Annotated in this window: 17 protein-coding genes and 1 pseudogene; 2 read left to right on the forward strand and 16 right to left on the reverse strand. The window is 53.1% G+C overall.

Features of this window, described 5'->3' with window-relative positions; translation table 11 throughout:
- The first annotated feature begins 65 nt into the window (after positions 1 to 65).
- Together bsmA and yjfN are read left to right on the forward strand one after the other, a co-directional pair.
- The gene (gene bsmA, locus K8W53_RS20805) at positions 66 to 395 is read left to right on the forward strand and encodes a biofilm peroxide resistance protein BsmA (RefSeq protein ID WP_000586836.1); all 330 of its coding nucleotides are present in this window, start codon (positions 66 to 68) and stop codon (positions 393 to 395) included.
- A 130-nt stretch (positions 396 to 525) separates the two neighbouring features.
- Positions 526 to 801, forward strand: coding sequence for a DUF1471 family protease activator YjfN (yjfN, locus tag K8W53_RS20810; RefSeq protein WP_001518964.1), 276 nt, complete (start codon positions 526 to 528; stop codon positions 799 to 801).
- A 44-nt stretch (positions 802 to 845) separates the two neighbouring features.
- On the opposite strand, the gene K8W53_RS20815 is transcribed toward yjfN, so the two are convergent.
- From K8W53_RS20815 to hflX, 16 genes and pseudogenes are all read right to left on the reverse strand, one after another.
- A complete protein-coding gene (locus K8W53_RS20815) occupies positions 846 to 2,468 on the reverse strand; it encodes an isovaleryl-CoA dehydrogenase (RefSeq protein WP_000118965.1) in 1,623 nt (540 codons plus the stop codon).
- A gap of 84 nt (positions 2,469 to 2,552) precedes the next feature.
- Complete coding sequence (locus K8W53_RS20820) at positions 2,553 to 3,716, reverse strand: glutathionylspermidine synthase family protein (RefSeq protein ID WP_000943934.1); 1,164 nt, start codon at positions 3,714 to 3,716, stop codon at positions 2,553 to 2,555.
- A 2-nt stretch (positions 3,717 to 3,718) separates the two neighbouring features.
- Positions 3,719 to 4,357 (reverse strand): DUF1190 domain-containing protein, encoded by a 639-nt coding sequence (locus K8W53_RS20825; RefSeq protein ID WP_001085608.1) that lies wholly within the window; start codon positions 4,355 to 4,357, stop codon positions 3,719 to 3,721.
- Positions 4,358 to 4,366: 9 nt separating this feature from the next.
- Positions 4,367 to 4,765 (reverse strand): DUF350 domain-containing protein, encoded by a 399-nt coding sequence (locus tag K8W53_RS20830; RefSeq protein ID WP_000547738.1) that lies wholly within the window; start codon positions 4,763 to 4,765, stop codon positions 4,367 to 4,369.
- Between the two features lie 17 nt (positions 4,766 to 4,782).
- The gene (locus tag K8W53_RS20835) at positions 4,783 to 5,466 is read right to left on the reverse strand and encodes a YjfK family protein (protein ID WP_000090290.1); all 684 of its coding nucleotides are present in this window, start codon (positions 5,464 to 5,466) and stop codon (positions 4,783 to 4,785) included.
- Positions 5,467 to 5,588: 122 nt separating this feature from the next.
- Positions 5,589 to 5,690, reverse strand: a pseudogene (locus tag K8W53_RS20840) (hypothetical protein); the annotation flags it as partial.
- Positions 5,690 to 6,388, reverse strand: a complete 699-nt coding sequence (locus K8W53_RS20845) for a PspA/IM30 family protein (protein WP_023224966.1) — start codon at positions 6,386 to 6,388, stop codon at positions 5,690 to 5,692. The gene K8W53_RS20845 and the pseudogene K8W53_RS20840, both read right to left, overlap by 1 nt.
- 14 nt (positions 6,389 to 6,402) lie before the next feature.
- On the reverse strand, positions 6,403 to 6,807 hold the full coding sequence (locus K8W53_RS20850) for a YjfI family protein (RefSeq protein WP_000312604.1): 405 nt from the start codon (positions 6,805 to 6,807) through the stop codon (positions 6,403 to 6,405).
- Between the two features lie 131 nt (positions 6,808 to 6,938).
- Positions 6,939 to 7,670, reverse strand: a complete 732-nt coding sequence (rlmB, locus tag K8W53_RS20855; RefSeq protein ID WP_001293274.1) for a 23S rRNA (guanosine(2251)-2'-O)-methyltransferase RlmB — start codon at positions 7,668 to 7,670, stop codon at positions 6,939 to 6,941.
- Between the two features lie 90 nt (positions 7,671 to 7,760).
- Positions 7,761 to 10,199, reverse strand: coding sequence for a ribonuclease R (gene rnr / locus K8W53_RS20860; protein WP_000076354.1), 2,439 nt, complete (start codon positions 10,197 to 10,199; stop codon positions 7,761 to 7,763).
- Positions 10,200 to 10,236: 37 nt separating this feature from the next.
- Positions 10,237 to 10,662, reverse strand: coding sequence for a nitric oxide-sensing transcriptional repressor NsrR (nsrR, locus tag K8W53_RS20865; protein ID WP_001177632.1), 426 nt, complete (start codon positions 10,660 to 10,662; stop codon positions 10,237 to 10,239).
- Between the two features lie 219 nt (positions 10,663 to 10,881).
- Positions 10,882 to 12,180, reverse strand: coding sequence for an adenylosuccinate synthase (gene purA, locus K8W53_RS20870; RefSeq protein WP_000527972.1), 1,299 nt, complete (start codon positions 12,178 to 12,180; stop codon positions 10,882 to 10,884).
- Positions 12,181 to 12,282: 102 nt separating this feature from the next.
- A complete protein-coding gene (locus K8W53_RS20875; RefSeq protein WP_001089290.1) occupies positions 12,283 to 12,480 on the reverse strand; it encodes a DUF2065 domain-containing protein in 198 nt (65 codons plus the stop codon).
- A gap of 78 nt (positions 12,481 to 12,558) precedes the next feature.
- The gene (gene hflC / locus K8W53_RS20880; protein WP_001232417.1) at positions 12,559 to 13,563 is read right to left on the reverse strand and encodes a protease modulator HflC; all 1,005 of its coding nucleotides are present in this window, start codon (positions 13,561 to 13,563) and stop codon (positions 12,559 to 12,561) included.
- Between the two features lie 2 nt (positions 13,564 to 13,565).
- Positions 13,566 to 14,825 (reverse strand): FtsH protease activity modulator HflK, encoded by a 1,260-nt coding sequence (hflK, locus tag K8W53_RS20885; protein WP_000312505.1) that lies wholly within the window; start codon positions 14,823 to 14,825, stop codon positions 13,566 to 13,568.
- A gap of 214 nt (positions 14,826 to 15,039) precedes the next feature.
- Positions 15,040 to 16,320 carry a ribosome rescue GTPase HflX gene (gene hflX / locus K8W53_RS20890; RefSeq protein WP_023223752.1) on the reverse strand — a complete coding sequence of 427 codons (1,281 nt, stop codon included), beginning with the start codon at positions 16,318 to 16,320 and terminating at the stop codon, positions 15,040 to 15,042.
- Positions 16,321 to 16,339: the final 19 nt, after the last annotated feature.

Below are 16,339 nucleotides of genomic sequence, written 5' to 3' on the forward strand. Positions count from 1 at the left end.
AATCGCGTGACAGGTAACACTTCGGGAACATTCCCCCTAAAGGGAAATCAATAAGGCATTACACTATGATTATCAGGAAACGAGATAGAGTTATGCGTCGGTTTGCTTCATTGATAGCAGCGCTGTTATTAAGCGCGTGTAGCGTGCTGCAGGGTACGCCGCAACCTGCACCGCCTGTCGCCGATCACCCGCAGGAAATCCGTCGCGATCAAACGCAAGGACTACAGCGGATGGGGACCGTAAGCGCGCTGGTTCGGGGCTCCCCGGATGATGCAATAGATGAAATCAGAGCGAAAGCCGTCGCTGCGAAAGCCGATTATTACGTTATCTTAATGGTTGATGAAACGGTTGTAACCGGCCAGTGGTATTCACAAGCCATTTTGTATCGTCAATAACAGTAGATTGATTTTTAGTCAGTTTTACATTGCTTTGCGCCCCTATGCGTTTACCTGTGCACAATAAACAAACAGGTTTACCGTGATGGAGCGTCCTGTTAAATGCGGGGTATGTAATAAGGAGCTGACGATGAAACAAGAACTTGCCTTATCCTCACTGCTGCTTTCTGCCGGACTGGTGAGTACGACGGCACAGTCTGCCGAATTCGCCAGTGCTGACTGCGTAACGGGTCTGAATGAAATCGGCCTGATCTCGGTCAGTAATGTTGCAGGAAACCCACAGGATGTGGAGCGGATTATCGCCCTGAAAGCCGATGAACAGGGTGCGTCCTGGTACAGAATTATTCAAATGTATGAAGAACAACAGTCGGATAACTGGCGCGTACAGGCGATACTCTATGCCTGATGCCGCGTGGCTCGCGCCGGATGGCATGTACTACAGGCCAAACGTTACCGCAGTCCCCCGGTCGCCCTTAACAGTAAATCATTTTGTACCTGGGCAGACAGCGGCATTTCGCCGCGTGTATCCAGCATCATCTGACACCACGCTTGCGCCAGCGGCGGCGAGGCATGACGCAGCATTTCCGCTCCGCATCCCAGCAAGAAAAGCTGCTGCGTAATCTCTCTGCCCATTGCTTCGTCCGGTTTGCGTAAACGTTGCTGTAGCTGACGTACCGCGCGGTCGTAATGGCGATCCTGACCTTTGACTTCCGCAAAAGCTTCACTCAATACGTCATAGACGCCGTGTTGTTTTGTCAGCACCCGAAGTACATCCAGACACATGATATTGCCGGAACCTTCCCAGATACTGTTCACCGGCATTTCACGGTACAGGCGAGGGAGTTCGCTCTCTTCGCAATACCCCATCCCGCCGAGAACCTCCATCGCCTCAGCCACAAAAGGGATTCCCTGCTTACAGATGGCGAATTTCGCCGCTGGCGTGAATAATCGCGCCCATAATGCCTCTTTCGCCTCGCGACGTTGCTCCCAGGCGCGCGCCAGCCGAAACAAAAGCGCCGTCTGCCCCTCCAGGCATAGCGCCATACGACTTAAGGTTTGTCGCATCAACGGTTGTTCGATCAGCGGCTTACCAAAAGCCTGACGCTGATGAGCATGGTAAATCGCGACTGAAAATGCGCGCCGCATTAAGCCATGACTCCCGAGCGCGCAATCAAGACGCGTCATACCGCCCATCTTTAAGATATGCCGAATCCCTTCGCCCTCTTCTCCCAGCCGCCAGCCGACGGCATCCTGAAACTCGACTTCGGCGCTGGCATTAGATCGATTACCGAGTTTATCTTTCAGGCGCTCAAGACGAACAGAGTTCCGTTGCCCGTCTGGCAGGAAACGCGGCACAAAGAAACAGGATAGTCCTCCTTTTGCCTGCGCCAGCACGAGGTGCGCATCACTTTGCGGCACAGAGAAAAACCATTTATGTCCCACCAGCCGATATGAATCATCCGCCAGCCGCTCCGCGTGGGTCGTATTACTGAGTACGTCAGATCCGCCCTGCTTTTCCGTCATTCCCATGCCGATGAGCAGGCCCCGTTTTTGCCCGCCCGGCAGCAAATGTGAATCGTAGCGATCGCTGCGCAGCGGCGCCAGCCAGTCATGGAAAGTGGCGGGAAGCATCTGCAATAGCAACGGTGTCGCGGCAAAGGTCATCGTGACAGGACAGAGTGTTCCCGCTTCTACCTGAGCATGTAATACAAAACGCGCCGCCCGGGCGACAAAACTTCCCGCCCTTGCCTCTTCCTCCCAGGCCAGGTTATGTACCCGATTAGCGCAAAGCCCCTGCATCAACAGGTGCCAGGCGGGATGAAAGCGAACGTCATCCAGACGCTGTCCCTGGGGATCGTAACGCAGCAACTCAGGAGGATGCGCGTTCGCCAGACGCCCCAGTTCCAGTGATTCCGCCGTTCCCAGTTGTTGGCCAATGCTGGCGAGAAGATCGCTATCCCATCCCGCGCCTTCCCGGGAAACCGCTTCACACAGCGCGCCATCAGACAGGAATAAGTTACTGTTATTGAGCGGAGCTGGTTGATTAAAAACGGTATGTGTTTGCCAGGACATGGTGTCTCCCTCCTTCAATGGCGCTGAAGTCAAGTATGGTCATGACTGCGCCATTGACGCCGGAGCAAGATCACAAAAGTATGATTAACCGGCAATATAATGTGGGACGAAACGGGAAGTGTCTTTGGTAATTAGCGTATTGTCCTCGCGAATCCCCATCCCGGAGGCTTCATCGTCAATGATCCAACTGCCAATCAGCGTATAGCTATCGCCAAAGCGCGGCAAAGGCTGAAACGCCTGGTAAATCATCGGCTCGTCAGCGTAGTCGCCGTCGGCATGATCGATAACATTTTGCCGCTCGTCAAAAATCGTGACGTTGCCGCCTTCACGTGAATAAATCGGCTTCCGCACGCTGCTTTCGCCTGGCGCTGCGAGCGATTTTTCGCCCTCAAACCAGGCCGGCAGCAGATTCGGATGGCCAGGGAAAAAGCGCCACAATAACGGCAACAGCCCTTTGTTACTCAGAATACTTTTCCACAATGGCTCAATCCATTGCTCACGCCGTTTTCGCAACAGCGGGCCGTTGTCATCGCGCATCATCCATTCCAGCGGGTAGAGCTTAAAGGCGCGGCGAATCACGTTATCGTCCAGATCGGTCAGCACGCCGCCTACGCCAAGCCCCAGTTCTTCAATATAGATAAATCGCGTTTCCTGGCCCGCCTGCTGCGCGCAATCCTGAAGGTACAGCACCGTCGTGCGATCTTCGTCGGTATCTTCACAACAGCAAAAGTAGAGCGGTTCCCGACTGTACAGCTCGCTGAAGCGGGCGATCAGCCGCTCCTGTATCGCGTTGTATTGATCGGCATCACGCGGGATGGCGCCGCTACGACGGGCATCCTCCAGCCATAGCCATTGAAAGTAGGAGGACTCATAGAGCGACGTCGGCGTATCCGCATTGTATTCCAGCAATTTAACCGGGTCTTTGCCGCACCAGACGAAATCCATCCGCCCGTAAAGCGAAGGATCGCGGCTGCGCCAACTTTCGGCGATGACATCCCAGTACAATGGCGGGATCGCCAGCTGCTGCATGATCTGCTCATCCCGGACGGCCCGCTCGACAACCTCCAGACACATCTGATGAAGCTCTGCGGTCGGTTTTTCGATCTGTTCTTCAATTTGCCGTAATGTAAAACGGTAGGCCCGGCTTTCATCCCAGTAAATTTCGTTATCGATAACATGAAAGTCAAAACCGTGATCGCAGGCGATCTTATCCAGATCCCGGCGTATCGGTACGTTGTGTCGTAGCATGGTTAGCCTCCCCAGTGCCCGCGGGCGCTGGAAGAACGGCCATAGCCGCCGCGGGAGACGGTGGACGCTTTCCGTGTGATATAACCAGGGCTGGTCACGGTATCGCTTTTCCCTGTGCCGCTGCGCCACGCATAATCGCCGGATGTGGTGCGCCAGACGGGACGGGAGACGTAAGATGAACCGCCGCTGCTATAGATATATTGTTCGTCACGGTTCTGACGAATCGCGCGGCTGAGTAAAAAGCCGCTTAATACCGGAACCCAGCTCCGCTCGGTGATATCAAAGTAGCAATCGCCAAACTGCGTCTGACAGCGCTCCTGCGTCAATTGCTTAGGCACATTAGCGTAAAATTCTGTTTTCGCATTATTCCAGCCGTCAGCGCAAACGCTGGCGCTATTGCCATCGTCAATACAGTCGTTCACCGTGGCGTAAAACGTCCCATCGCCGTCGTTGTCACTATTGCTGCCGTCACCGTACCCTTTCAGGAGAAAAAAGGCCGCTCCGCCCATAATCGCCAGCGTCAGGTATTTTGGCGTGTAGCGATTTCGTTGCCGCTCAAAGGGATTGACCGGTTCGGCTATCCGTCTTATTGCCGAATGGCCTACGCCGGATGTGCTTCTGGATTTTCGTTTTTTTGCCATGATCTTCCGTTACCATGTCATACAGGCAGCGTTAAAAATACCGCCAGCCAGCGCTGCGGTTCCCATAAATAGCCCCGCCGCCACGTTGTGATTAATAATTTTTTCGCTCAGCGTAGGCATGTATAACCTTACGCAACCATAAATCAGCAGCTGAATAACCAGCGCAATGCCGCCCCAGGCAAAATAGTCCGGGATACTGACCGAGTTTATCGCCGCGCTGGATAAGGGGATGACATAGCCCAGCAACGTACCGCTAAAGGCCAGCGATGCCGCAGTATTGTTATTTTTTATCAACTGCCATTCATTATGCGGCGTTATCTTTGAGTAAATAAAAAGAAATACAATGACCATTGCCGCGCCAATAAAAAAATAGGCGCAGAAAGCCAGTAATGCGTCCAGTATATGCATAATTTCCCTGTATGTGCTTAACCAATAACCGTCAGTGAAGTGAGCGGGATATCCACGCCGAGGGCGCGTGAAAACACCCATTCAGGCTCACCGCGCTCGTTAAATGATTCTTCCCCGTTCAATAGAAGATACTCCCAGGCGTCATCCGTCACCTGGCGCTGGAAGCCCATCGTAAAATTGTGAACGTCCCATTTCTCTGCCTGCTGATTTTCAACCTTTTCCAGCATGTAGACAGGTTCAATATTGCCCGGCTCTTCATGGTTAAAAAAACGCTGCCAGCGCCGTTCTTGCCAGTTGAGCGTCATCGGCCCTATTGCCGCTGGCGCAATGGCTGAACGCCAGTGACGTTCCTCGTTAATACCGAAACTTTCCTCATATACAAAGAGTTTGATGTCATCAATGTCGTCAACATCCGTGCCGCCAGTGGTGTTAATTTGTAGAAACTCATCGCCAGAGGTGTAGTAGCGAAAAATCTGACTGCCGCCGCCTAAATCTATGCGACTCGCTGCCGCGACAGTGTATTTTTCACCTGGTAGCGCCACCAGCAACGACGACTCCAGTAGCCGGAATGCCAGCGTATCCAGCGTGAAACCGGCGTTAAGATGTAATCCTAATGGTCCGCGAATCGGCGCTGGCGCGCTTGTTTTACCGAGCAAACGCTGAAAAAATTGCATCATAGGGGAACCTCTATCTCTTGCCATGCTACCTCTTCAGCCAGAATGCGATTGTCGTTGGGCATAATGTCATTTGAGATCGCGCATTCATGTGCCGTCTCGTATGAAAGCGACGAAGCTCAGCACGGTAGCGCGCTTTCGCGCTACCGATAACAAAGCAGATACTGCCCGATAAACAGGCCCAGCAAAGCGGGCCAGGTCAGTCTGGACAAATGACGCTGGCAGGTTTTGACAATCCACGTAAAGAGCATTATTCGCCTTGTTGACGCTGTAAACGCGCCAACACATCCTGAGCATTGCTTTTATTGGTTGCGCCAATACCCGCCTGCGCCAGTTTTTCATCCAGGTCGCGTCCATCGGCGACTTTTTCCAGCTGCGCGGCGGCATCCAGCCGGGCCTGGCGTTCAGCCTGACGCGTTTGTAAACGTTTAAGCGACTCCGCCGCCGTAGACACATTCGACGCGGCTCCGACGGTCGACGTCGTCACCGCCTGCTGCGCGCGCTGCATGGCTTCTGTCGCCTTAACCACTTCAAGTTGCTGCTCAAACTGCGCAATCCGCTGGCCTGTCGCCGTTACGGCCTTCTCCACCGCATCGCGAGAGGCTTCCAGATTAGTCAGCACCTGTTCTTCGGCAAGAATGGCATTTTCCAGACGGGCTATTTCTTCCGCCACTTCGTTGAGTAAAGCGGCGTCGACATTCTTACTCATTGCCGCCAACGCCCGCGTTTCAAGGCTGACTTTACGCTCACGTAAATCATTCAGCTTGTCATGGCTTAGCTTCACCCGCGCCAATAAATCCACTCTGGATTTACCCGCTTTATCCAGCTCGGCTTTTGCGTCGCGAATATGCTGCTCCAGCATACGTACACCCTGTGCTTCATCAATGGCTTCCTCTGCCTGAGCAACGAATGATTTACCTAACGTGAACAAACTTTTTAAAATTCCCATGTAAGCCGCCTGTATTATTCCTGTGAATAGACTTGTGTTATTTCAGCGATATCCAACGCATTTTCTACAAGCGTGGTGATTTCCAGCATCACGTCGGCAAGCGACGAATTTAACGACAGCGCGCCAAAAGCGACATAATATTCCTCCTGTTTTACCTGGGTAATACCGACCGAAGACAGCGGTAAAACCTTCTGATTTCTCAGTAAGAAAAGATTAAATTCCGCGGTATCTCTAATCGTATTTACCGGACAGATATAGGTCTCGATAACTATTTGTTGCGAGGTAAATAAAACCGCCAGTGGTAAATCGCCATAATCATTCATTTTTATTATTAATGAAGATTCATTATTTTCTATATCAATATCTAATTCGGCGATGTTGTTTAATGCATCCGCCAACGTCCGTGGAGTCCATGCCATATTTTTATCTCTATCTCATTTTTATAAATAAAAGAAATTACAGGGTAGGTTTTGCTTTTTATATTACCAGTCAAAGATAAAAAAAAACCATCCGCTTATGGATGGTTTTTTCTTAAAAAATACTATCAGCATCAGGTGCGCTGGCGAACGGCTTCAAACAGACAAATCCCGGTCGCCACAGAGACATTCAGCGACGACACGCTACCGGCCATAGGAATGCTGATCAGCTCATCGCAGTGCTCACGGGTCAGACGACGCATACCTTCACCTTCTGCGCCCATGACCAGCGCCATGCGGCCAGGCATTTTGCTCTGATACAGCGTATGGTCAGCCTCGCCCGCCGTCCCGACAATCCAGATATTCTCTTCCTGCAACATGCGCATCGTGCGCGCCAGGTTGGTGACGCGGATCAACGGCACGCTTTCCGCTGCGCCGCAGGCGACTTTCTTCGCCGTCGCGTTAAGTTGCGCAGAGCGGTCTTTCGGCACGATTACCGCATGTACGCCAGCGGCATCGGCGCTGCGCAGACAGGCGCCAAGATTATGCGGATCGGTGACGCCATCGAGGATCAACAAAAAAGGGCGATCGTGTAATGCGATCAGATCCGGCAGATCGTTTTCCTGATACTGCCGGCCTGGTTTCACACGAGCGATAATGCCCTGATGCACGGCACCGTCGCTTTTCTCGTCGAGATATTGGCGGTTTGCCAGCTGGATAACCACGCCCTGGGACTCAAGGGCGTGAATCAGCGGCAACAGACGTTTATCTTCACGGCCTTTTAAAATAAAGACTTCCTGAAAACGTTCAGGGGCGCGCTCCAGCAGGGCCTGCACTGCGTGGATGCCGTAAATCATTTCGCTCATTAATGTACTCATTGTTTACGTTTTGCCGGGGACGATACGCTTGCCCGGCCTACAGATAATTCACCCTCTTCTGTTTGAAGAGGGTATTGCTCACTCTGCCGCTTTTTTCTTCGCCGCACGCTTCGCTTTGGTCGCTGCGGCTATTTTCTGCGTTTTAGCCGATGGCTTTTTTGCTTTTCTCGCGTCTTTTTTCGCTGCTTTCGGCTTCGCTTTTTTCTCGCCGCGGAAGGCGCTATCAGGCTCGAAGTTAACTTTTTTACCTACCTGACGACGTTTACCGGCGTTTTTACTTTCACCTTTTTTCGCTTTTTCACGCGCCGTTTTGCCGACGTTACGCGGTGCGCGCTCGCTGGAGATCAGGCTAAAGTCAATTTTCCGTTCGTCCATATTCACCGCTTCGACGCGTACCTCGACCCGGTCGCCCAGGCGATATGTCTGCCCGCCGGACTCGCCAATCAGACGTTGCCCTACCTGATCGAAGCGATAGTAATCGTTATCCAGTGAGGAAACGTGTACCAGCCCATCGATAAACAGTTCATCAAGACGGACAAAGAAGCCGAAACCGGTGACGCTGGCAATCACGCCCTTAAAGACGTTGCCTACCTGATCCAGCATAAAGTCACATTTCAGCCAGTCGGAGACATCACGCGTCGCTTCATCAGCGCGGCGTTCCGCCATCGAACAGTGCTGACCGAGCTGCAACATCTCTTCCATCGAGTAGTGATAACCGCCCGTTTCTGTGGTGTTGCCCTTGTTCCCTTGCTCTTTCGCCAGCAGGTACTTAATGGCGCGGTGCAAAGAAAGATCCGGATAGCGGCGAATCGGCGAGGTAAAGTGCGCATAAGACTGCAACGCCAGGCCAAAGTGCCCGCGGTTTTCCGGATCGTAAATCGCCTGCTTCATTGAACGCAGCAGCATAGTTTGCAGCATTTCGGCGTCCGGCCGGTCGGCAATCGATTCAAGCAGTTCGGCATAATCGCGCGGTTCCGGTTTATTTCCGCCCGGCAGCTCCAACCCCAGCTCCGCCAGTACGGAGCGGAATGAGGTGATCGCTTCGGTGGTGGGCTTATCATGAATACGGAATAACGCCGGCTCTTTAGCTTTTTCGACAAAGCGCGCCGCCGAGATATTCGCCATGATCATGCACTCTTCGATAAGCTTATGCGCGTCATTACGCTGGGTCTGTTCGATACGCTCAATGCGACGATCGGCGTTAAAGATAAACTTCGCCTCTTCGCTCTCAAACGAGATCCCCCCGCGCTCTTCACGCGCTTTATCCAGCACTTTGTAGAGGTTGTGCAGCTCTTCAATATGCTTCACCAGCGGCGCATATTGTTCACGCAGATCCTGATCGCCCTGCAGCATATGCCAGACTTTGGTATAGGTCAGACGCGCATGGGAGCTCATCACCGCTTCATAGAATTTGTAGCCGGTCAGCCGACCTTTCGCCGAGATGGTCATTTCACAGACCATACACAGCCTGTCAACCTGCGGGTTTAGCGAACACAGGCCGTTGGAGAGCACCTCCGGCAACATTGGGACAACCTGTGACGGGAAGTAAACCGACGTGCCGCGATTGCGCGCCTCGCGATCCAACGGCGTTGGCGGCCGTACATAATAGCTCACGTCAGCAATAGCGACCCACAAACGCCAGCCGCCGCCGCGTTTTTTCTCACAGTAAACCGCGTCGTCAAAGTCACGGGCATCTTCGCCATCAATAGTGACCAGCGGCAAATCGCGCAGATCGACACGACCGACTTTCGCCTCTTCCGGCACCTCTTCTTTCAGCCCGGCGACCTGCTGCTCTACCGCCTGCGGCCAGATGTAAGGTATTTCATGGGTACGCAGCGCCATATCAACCGCCATACCGGTGCCCATATTGTCGCCCAGCACTTCGACGATTTTCCCTACTGCTTTAGTACGGCGAGTTGGACGTTGGGTCAGTTCAACCACGACCACGAACCCCATCCGCGCGCCCATGACGTCTTCTGGCGGGATAAGAATGTCGAAGCTGAGACGGCTGTCGTCCGGCACTACAAAGCCGACGCCCGCATCGGTGAAATAACGCCCGACTATCTGACTGGTTTTCGGTACCAGTACACGGACGATACGCGCTTCGCGGCGACCTTTACGATCGGCGCCCAACGGCTGCGCCAGCACCTGATCGCCATGAATACAGGTTTTCATCTGCTCGCTGGAAAGATACAAATCGTCTTTGCGGCCTTCGACACGTAAGAAACCGTAACCGTCACGATGACCGATCACGGTGCCTTTCAGCAGGTCGAGGCGTTCCGGCAGCGCATAGCACTGGCGGCGGGTAAAGACCAGTTGTCCGTCGCGCTCCATCGCGCGCAGGCGGCGACGCAAGGCTTCAAGCTGCTCTTCGCCTTCAATATTCAGTTCTACGGCCAGTTCTTCGCGACTGGCCGGTTTTTCACGTTTCGTTAAATGTTCGAGGATAAATTCCCGGCTCGGGATAGGATTCGCGTATTTTTCTGCTTCGCGTTCCTGGAAAGGATCTTGTGACATTGAGGTTCCTCCATTGTCATCTCTAATGAAGTTTACTTCACTCCACCAGTAATAATTTATAAAGCGGTTGATTCTCTTCAACCAAATCGGCAAGCGTGTAGTTATCCAGCTCCTTGAGAAAACTCTGCACGGCCTTAGAAAGCGCCTGTTTCAGACGACAGGCAGGGGTGATGTGGCAAAATTCGCTGCTACAGTTGACCAGTGATAAGGGTTCCAGCTCACGCACCACATCGCCAATACAAATAGTATTAGCCGGTTTACCCAGGCGGATACCGCCATTTTTTCCCCGAACGGCGGTGACAAAGCCCGCCCGGCTAAGCTGATTGATAATTTTGACCATATGATTACGGGACACGCCGTAGACTTCTGTCACCTCAGAAATGCTGGTCATTCGTCCATCTGGTAACGACGCCATATAGATTAGCGCACGTAAGCCGTAATCGGTGAAACTCGTTAACTGCACATCAACCTCAGGAAAAGGGAAAACGGGATATAACTTATCTGTATTGATGATAAACCAGCCACCTGTCAGGCTGCTAATTTATTTCGGTTCAGGAAGGAAAAAAGCGGGGAACAATGACGCATTTGAGCCGAAGGGTGATGCAAAGCATCTTATCCGGCCAACAAATGCGTACTCATCATAGACCCGGTAAGCGTAGCGTTACCGGGCATCATCCATCAATTACGCGTCGAACGGATCGCGCAGAATCATCGTCTCAGTACGATCGGGGCCGGTAGAAATAATATCAATCGGCACGCCGGTCAGTTCTTCAATACGCTTGATGTAGTTCAGTGCCGCCTGCGGCAGACCGCTACGATCTTTCACGCCGAAGGTGGATTCAGACCAGCCCGGCATAGTTTCGTAAATCGGCTCTACACCTTTCCAGTCGTCAGCTGCCAGCGGAGTGGTAGTCACTTCGCGGCCATCCGGCATACGATAAGCCACGCAGAGTTTCACCTCTTTCAGGCCATCCAGCACGTCCAGTTTGGTCAGGCAGAAGCCAGACAGGGAGTTCAGCTGTACCGCACGACGAACGGCAACGGTGTCCAGCCAGCCGGTACGACGACGACGGCCGGTAGTAGCGCCGTATTCGTTACCCTGCTTGCAGAGGAACTCGCCGGTTTCATCAAACAGTTCGGTCGGGAACGGACCTGCACCTACACGAGTGGAGTAAGCTTTGAGGATACCCAGAACGTAATCAACATAACGCGGGCCCAGGCCGGAACCGGTCGCCACGCCACCTGCTGTGGTGTTAGAAGAAGTTACGTACGGATAAGTACCGTGGTCGATATCCAGCAGGGTACCCTGCGCACCTTCAAACATGACGAAATCGCCACGCTGACGCGCCTGGTCGAGCAGGTCCGAAACGTCAACAACCATAGAAGTCAGGATGTCGGCAACAGCCATCGTATCATCCAGAACTTTCTGGTAATCAACCGCTTCAGCTTTGTAGTAGTTAACCAACTGGAAGTTGTGATATTCCATCACTTCTTTCAGTTTTTCAGCGAAGGTTTCTTTGTCGAAAAGGTCACCAACACGCAGACCGCGACGTGCCACTTTATCTTCATAAGCAGGCCCGATTCCACGACCGGTGGTGCCGATCGCTTTCGCGCCACGCGCTTTCTCACGCGCGTTATCCAGCGCAACGTGATAATCAAGGATCAGCGGACAGGCTTCAGACAGCAGCAGACGCTCACGAACGGGGATGCCACGGTCTTCCAGTTCTTTCATCTCTTTCATCAGCGCGCTCGGAGACAGCACAACACCGTTACCGATGATGCTGGTTACATTCTCGCGAAGAATACCTGATGGAATAAGATGGAGAACGGTTTTTTCACCGTTGATTACGAGAGTATGGCCTGCGTTGTGACCGCCCTGGTAGCGTACAACATATTTAGCCCGTTCAGTCAGAAGATCGACGATCTTTCCTTTACCTTCGTCACCCCATTGGGTGCCCAGTACGACGACGTTGTTACCCATTTTTCAAAATCACCGTTTGCTTAAAAATGGATTCTACCATCGCTTTTTCAGATATACAGCACTTTTTGCACTCAATATGCGGCAAATCCGACCACTTTTTGCTCAGCCAATCGTTTTCCTCAACATGTAGTAGACCACAACTCCCGCGACCACAAGTCCGCCGCCAAAACGACGTAAAACATTTTCCGGCAGTTGCGCCAGTGCCGAAACCATTTTTTTCCATGCGCCGGGATACAGCATCGGTCCCAGCCCTTCGAGGACTAATACCAGAGCAAGCGCCAACCAGATTGTTGAATTCATTTATCGCCCTTATAAAAGAAAACCACCGGCATCCTTTGGATGCGGTGGTTTTGCTGGTCTAAAACCGCTGACGCTATTTTAGCGTGTCGTCGAACTCGGTGTCTTCATGTAGCGGAAGAAATCGCTGTCCGGGCTCAATACCATCACGTCCTGATTACCTTCGAAGCTCTTCTCGTAAGCGCGCAGACTACGAATGAACGCGTAGAAATCAGGGTCCTGACTGAACGCGTCGGCAAACAGCTTCGCGGCTTCAGCATCACCTTCACCACGCATGATACGCCCCTGACGCTCGGCTTCCGCCAGAGTTTTCGTCACCTCATAGTCAGCAGCCGCACGCAGTTTTTCCGCTTCTTCCTGACCTTGTGAACGATGACGACGCGCGACCGCTTCACGCTCGGCGCGCATACGGTTGTAAATCGCCTCAGAAACCTCGGTCGGCAGGTTGATCTGCTTAATACGCACATCGACCACTTCGATACCCAACGCCGCCATACTGTTCGGGTTGATGACCGGTACTTTACCTTTGGTTTCCGCCGTAACGCGTTCCGCCGCTTCGGCAATCGCGTCATCCGCCGCCGGGGTCGCTACTTCATCATCGGTACCGGCTGAACCGGAGTTCAGCGCGTCGCGCACTTCCAGAGTCAGACGACCACGAGAATCGGTCACGATGTCTTTTACGTCCAGGCGACCAATCTCAGAACGCAAACGGTCCGAGAATTTACGTTTTAACAGCACTTCGGCTTGCGAAATATCGCCGCCGCCGGTCGCCAGATAGTAACGGCTAAAGTCGCTGATACGCCATTTGATGTAGGAGTCGACAATCAGGTCTTTCTTCTCTTTAGTCACAAAGCGATCGGCCTGGTTATCCATCGTCTGGATACGCGCATCAAGCATTTTCACTGATTCAATAAACGGGATCTTAAAGTGCAGACCCGGCGCGTAAACCAGCGGTTTGTTCTCATCGTCACGCAGAACTTTACCAAAACGCAGCGTAATGCCGCGCTCGCCCTCTTTGACCACAAAGACGGACATGTAGAGCACTACCAGCACGATGATGATAATCGCAATAACTGACTTACGCATCGTTATTCCCCCTGACGCTGGTAGTCGTTACGCTGCGCATTCGCGCGGCGTTGGTCCATAATATCGCCCTGATTTGAGGACGACGTGTTGCTTGCTCCGCTGGCGTTAGACTTTGTGGACGGCGGCAGGCGCAGCAGGTTGCTGGCGCTATTGTCGCTCTTTGCCGCCGGCGCATTCCCGCCTTTCAGCATCTGATCTAACGGCAGCACCATTAAATTACCGCTCTTGTCGTTAACCAGTACTTTACGGGTATGGCTCAGCACTTTTTCCATCGTTTCAATATACAGACGCTCGCGTGTAATCTGCGGCGCGGCTTTATATTCCGGCAAAATCTTCGCAAACCGGGCGACTTCACCCTGCGCTTCCAGGATAGTCTGGGTTTTATAGGCGCGTGCCTCTTCCAGAATACGCTGCGCCTGACCGTTGGCGCGCGGCTGAACTTCGTTGGTATACGCTTCCGCTTCACGAATATACTGCTGCTCGTTTTCACGTGCGGCAATCGCGTCGTCAAAGGCGGCTTTCACCTCTTCCGGCGGACGCGCAGCCTGGAAGTTCACGTCCAGCAGGGTAATCCCCATGTTGTACGGTTTGATAGTCTCTTCCAGCTCGCGTTGGGTATCGCTACGAATAACGGTACGACCTTCGGTCAGGATGCGATCCATCGTGTATTTACCAATGACGCCACGCAGCGCGCTGTCGGTGGCCTGACGCAGGCTATCGTCCGGGCTGGTCACGCTAAACAGATATTTCTGCGGATCGGTGACGCGGTATTGCACGTTCATTTCAACGCGCACGACGTTTTCATCAGACGTCAGCATCACGCCTGACGCCGCCAGTTCGCGCACCGCTTCGACGTTCACCGGCGTGACGTCGTCAATAAATGTCGGCTTCCAGTTCAGACCTGGCTCTACCAGATGGCTGAATTTACCAAAACGCGTCACAACGCCACGCTCGGCTTCTTTAATGGTATAAAAACCGCTGGCCGCCCAGATAATGACTACTGCCGCCGCGGCGATGGCGACAATACGGCCTCCCAGTTGCGGACGCGGGCCTTGCGATGAGCTACCGCCGCCGGAACCGGTGCCTTTACCGCCCCCAAAACCACCGAGTTTTTTACTCAGCTTACGGAAGATATCATCCAGATCGGGAGGTCCCTGATCGCGGCCACCTTTGTTTCCATTTCCCCCAGAGTTGCTGCCAGGTTTGCTGCTTCCCCACGGGTCGCGGTCCTGTCCGTTATTACCGGGCTGATTCCACGCCATGTTTGTGCTCCATATTTGTTATGCGGTGATCCCCGTTGTCTTTCGACCTCAGAGGATAAGGCGAAATTACTCCATGCTTCAGACGAACCGCCGTTACAGACATCATCTTTCAGGCTGCGTCTTGAGTGGCGGCTTTTTTACCCCAGGTCACTTAGTTGTGAGCTCCTGAAATTCTCTCAGCTACCGCCTCAATACGACCTGAATGACTTCGCGTCTAGATCACGTATTCGATCAACGCCGGTTCTTGTTTACAGAGGCGACGCCAGTCGACAATCGGCATTCGTACCTGCAGACTGACGCTACCGTCTTCCTCCATCCACTCTTTTTCTATTGCCTGAAGCTGATAAAACCGGCTTCTCAGACGCCCTTCCTGCGGCGGCAAACGCAGCGTATGCTGCGCCACCTCGCCGGAAAGACGCTCCGTCAAAGCCTGAAAAAGCTGTGGTATTCCCACGCCGCTTTGCGCTGAAAGCCAAACGCGGATGGGTTTATTCTCTTCATCTCTGTCAATACGCGGTTCAAAGTCGTCCAGCATATCGATTTTGTTCATCACCATTAAGGTGGGGATTTCGTGAGCGTCAATCTCTTCAAGAACGGTGTTTACCGCCTCGATGTTTTCCTGCACACGAGCATCCGCCGCATCGACCACATGCAGCAGCAGCGTCGCCTGACGCGTCTCCTGCAGGGTAGCTTTAAAGGCAGCCACCAGATCGTGCGGTAAATGGCGGATAAAGCCTACCGTATCCGCCAGAACGGTTTCACCGACATCCGCTACATCAATACGACGTAATGTGGGGTCCAGCGTCGCAAATAGCTGATCTGCCGCATAGACCCGCGCTTCAGTGATCTGATTAAAAAGGGTGGATTTTCCGGCGTTGGTATAGCCCACCAGCGATACCGTCGGAACGTCGGCCTTGATGCGCGACTGCCGCCCCTGCTCACGTTGCTTCTCAACTTTCTCCAGGCGCGACTGAATCTGCACAATGCGATTACGCAGTAAACGACGGTCGGTTTCGAGCTGGGTTTCACCCGGACCGCGCAAACCAATCCCGCCTTTCTGACGTTCAAGGTGGGTCCAGCCACGCACCAGACGCGTAGCCAGATGGCGTAGCTGCGCCAGCTCAACCTGCAACTTACCTTCATGGGTACGCGCACGTTGGGCAAAAATATCTAAGATAAGACCGGTGCGATCGATAACCCGGCACTCGCACAAACGCTCCAGGTTTCGCTCCTGGGCTGGACTCAATGCATGATCAAACAATACGACCGCTGCGCCAGTCGCTTTCACGGCTTCCGCAATTTCAACTGCCTTACCTTCACCTACAAAGTACTTCGGGTGCGGTGCTTTACGGCTACCGGTAATCACCTGCATTGCTTCGACACCGGCGGAAGAGACCAGAGATTCAAACTCCTGGAGGTCTTCCATATCTTTGTCTTGCGAAAAATAGATGTGTACCAGTACCGCCTGCTCACCGGCATCATAACGGTCAAACAAGCGTAAACCCTCTTAATAA

The sequence above is a fragment of the Salmonella sp. A29-2 genome, assembly GCF_020150755.1.
GTDB classification, from domain to species: domain Bacteria; phylum Pseudomonadota; class Gammaproteobacteria; order Enterobacterales; family Enterobacteriaceae; genus Salmonella; species Salmonella enterica.

Excerpts from the sequence above, each read along its gene's own strand:
- bsmA (WP_000586836.1), top strand. The coding sequence starts at position 66 with ATGATTATCAGGAAACGAGATAGAGTTATGCGTCGGTTTGCTTCATTG.
- yjfN (WP_001518964.1), top strand. The coding sequence starts at position 526 with ATGAAACAAGAACTTGCCTTATCCTCACTGCTGCTTTCTGCCGGACTG.
- K8W53_RS20815 (WP_000118965.1), bottom strand. The coding sequence starts at position 2,468 with ATGTCCTGGCAAACACATACCGTTTTTAATCAACCAGCTCCGCTCAAT.
- K8W53_RS20820 (WP_000943934.1), bottom strand. The coding sequence starts at position 3,716 with ATGCTACGACACAACGTACCGATACGCCGGGATCTGGATAAGATCGCC.
- K8W53_RS20825 (WP_001085608.1), bottom strand. The coding sequence starts at position 4,357 with ATGGCAAAAAAACGAAAATCCAGAAGCACATCCGGCGTAGGCCATTCG.
- K8W53_RS20830 (WP_000547738.1), bottom strand. The coding sequence starts at position 4,765 with ATGCATATACTGGACGCATTACTGGCTTTCTGCGCCTATTTTTTTATT.
- K8W53_RS20835 (WP_000090290.1), bottom strand. The coding sequence starts at position 5,466 with ATGGCAAGAGATAGAGGTTCCCCTATGATGCAATTTTTTCAGCGTTTG.
- K8W53_RS20845 (WP_023224966.1), bottom strand. The coding sequence starts at position 6,388 with ATGGGAATTTTAAAAAGTTTGTTCACGTTAGGTAAATCATTCGTTGCT.
- K8W53_RS20850 (WP_000312604.1), bottom strand. The coding sequence starts at position 6,807 with ATGGCATGGACTCCACGGACGTTGGCGGATGCATTAAACAACATCGCC.
- rlmB (WP_001293274.1), bottom strand. The coding sequence starts at position 7,670 with ATGAGCGAAATGATTTACGGCATCCACGCAGTGCAGGCCCTGCTGGAG.
- rnr (WP_000076354.1), bottom strand. The coding sequence starts at position 10,199 with ATGTCACAAGATCCTTTCCAGGAACGCGAAGCAGAAAAATACGCGAAT.
- purA (WP_000527972.1), bottom strand. The coding sequence starts at position 12,180 with ATGGGTAACAACGTCGTCGTACTGGGCACCCAATGGGGTGACGAAGGT.
- K8W53_RS20875 (WP_001089290.1), bottom strand. The coding sequence starts at position 12,480 with ATGAATTCAACAATCTGGTTGGCGCTTGCTCTGGTATTAGTCCTCGAA.
- hflC (WP_001232417.1), bottom strand. The coding sequence starts at position 13,563 with ATGCGTAAGTCAGTTATTGCGATTATCATCATCGTGCTGGTAGTGCTC.
- hflK (WP_000312505.1), bottom strand. The coding sequence starts at position 14,825 with ATGGCGTGGAATCAGCCCGGTAATAACGGACAGGACCGCGACCCGTGG.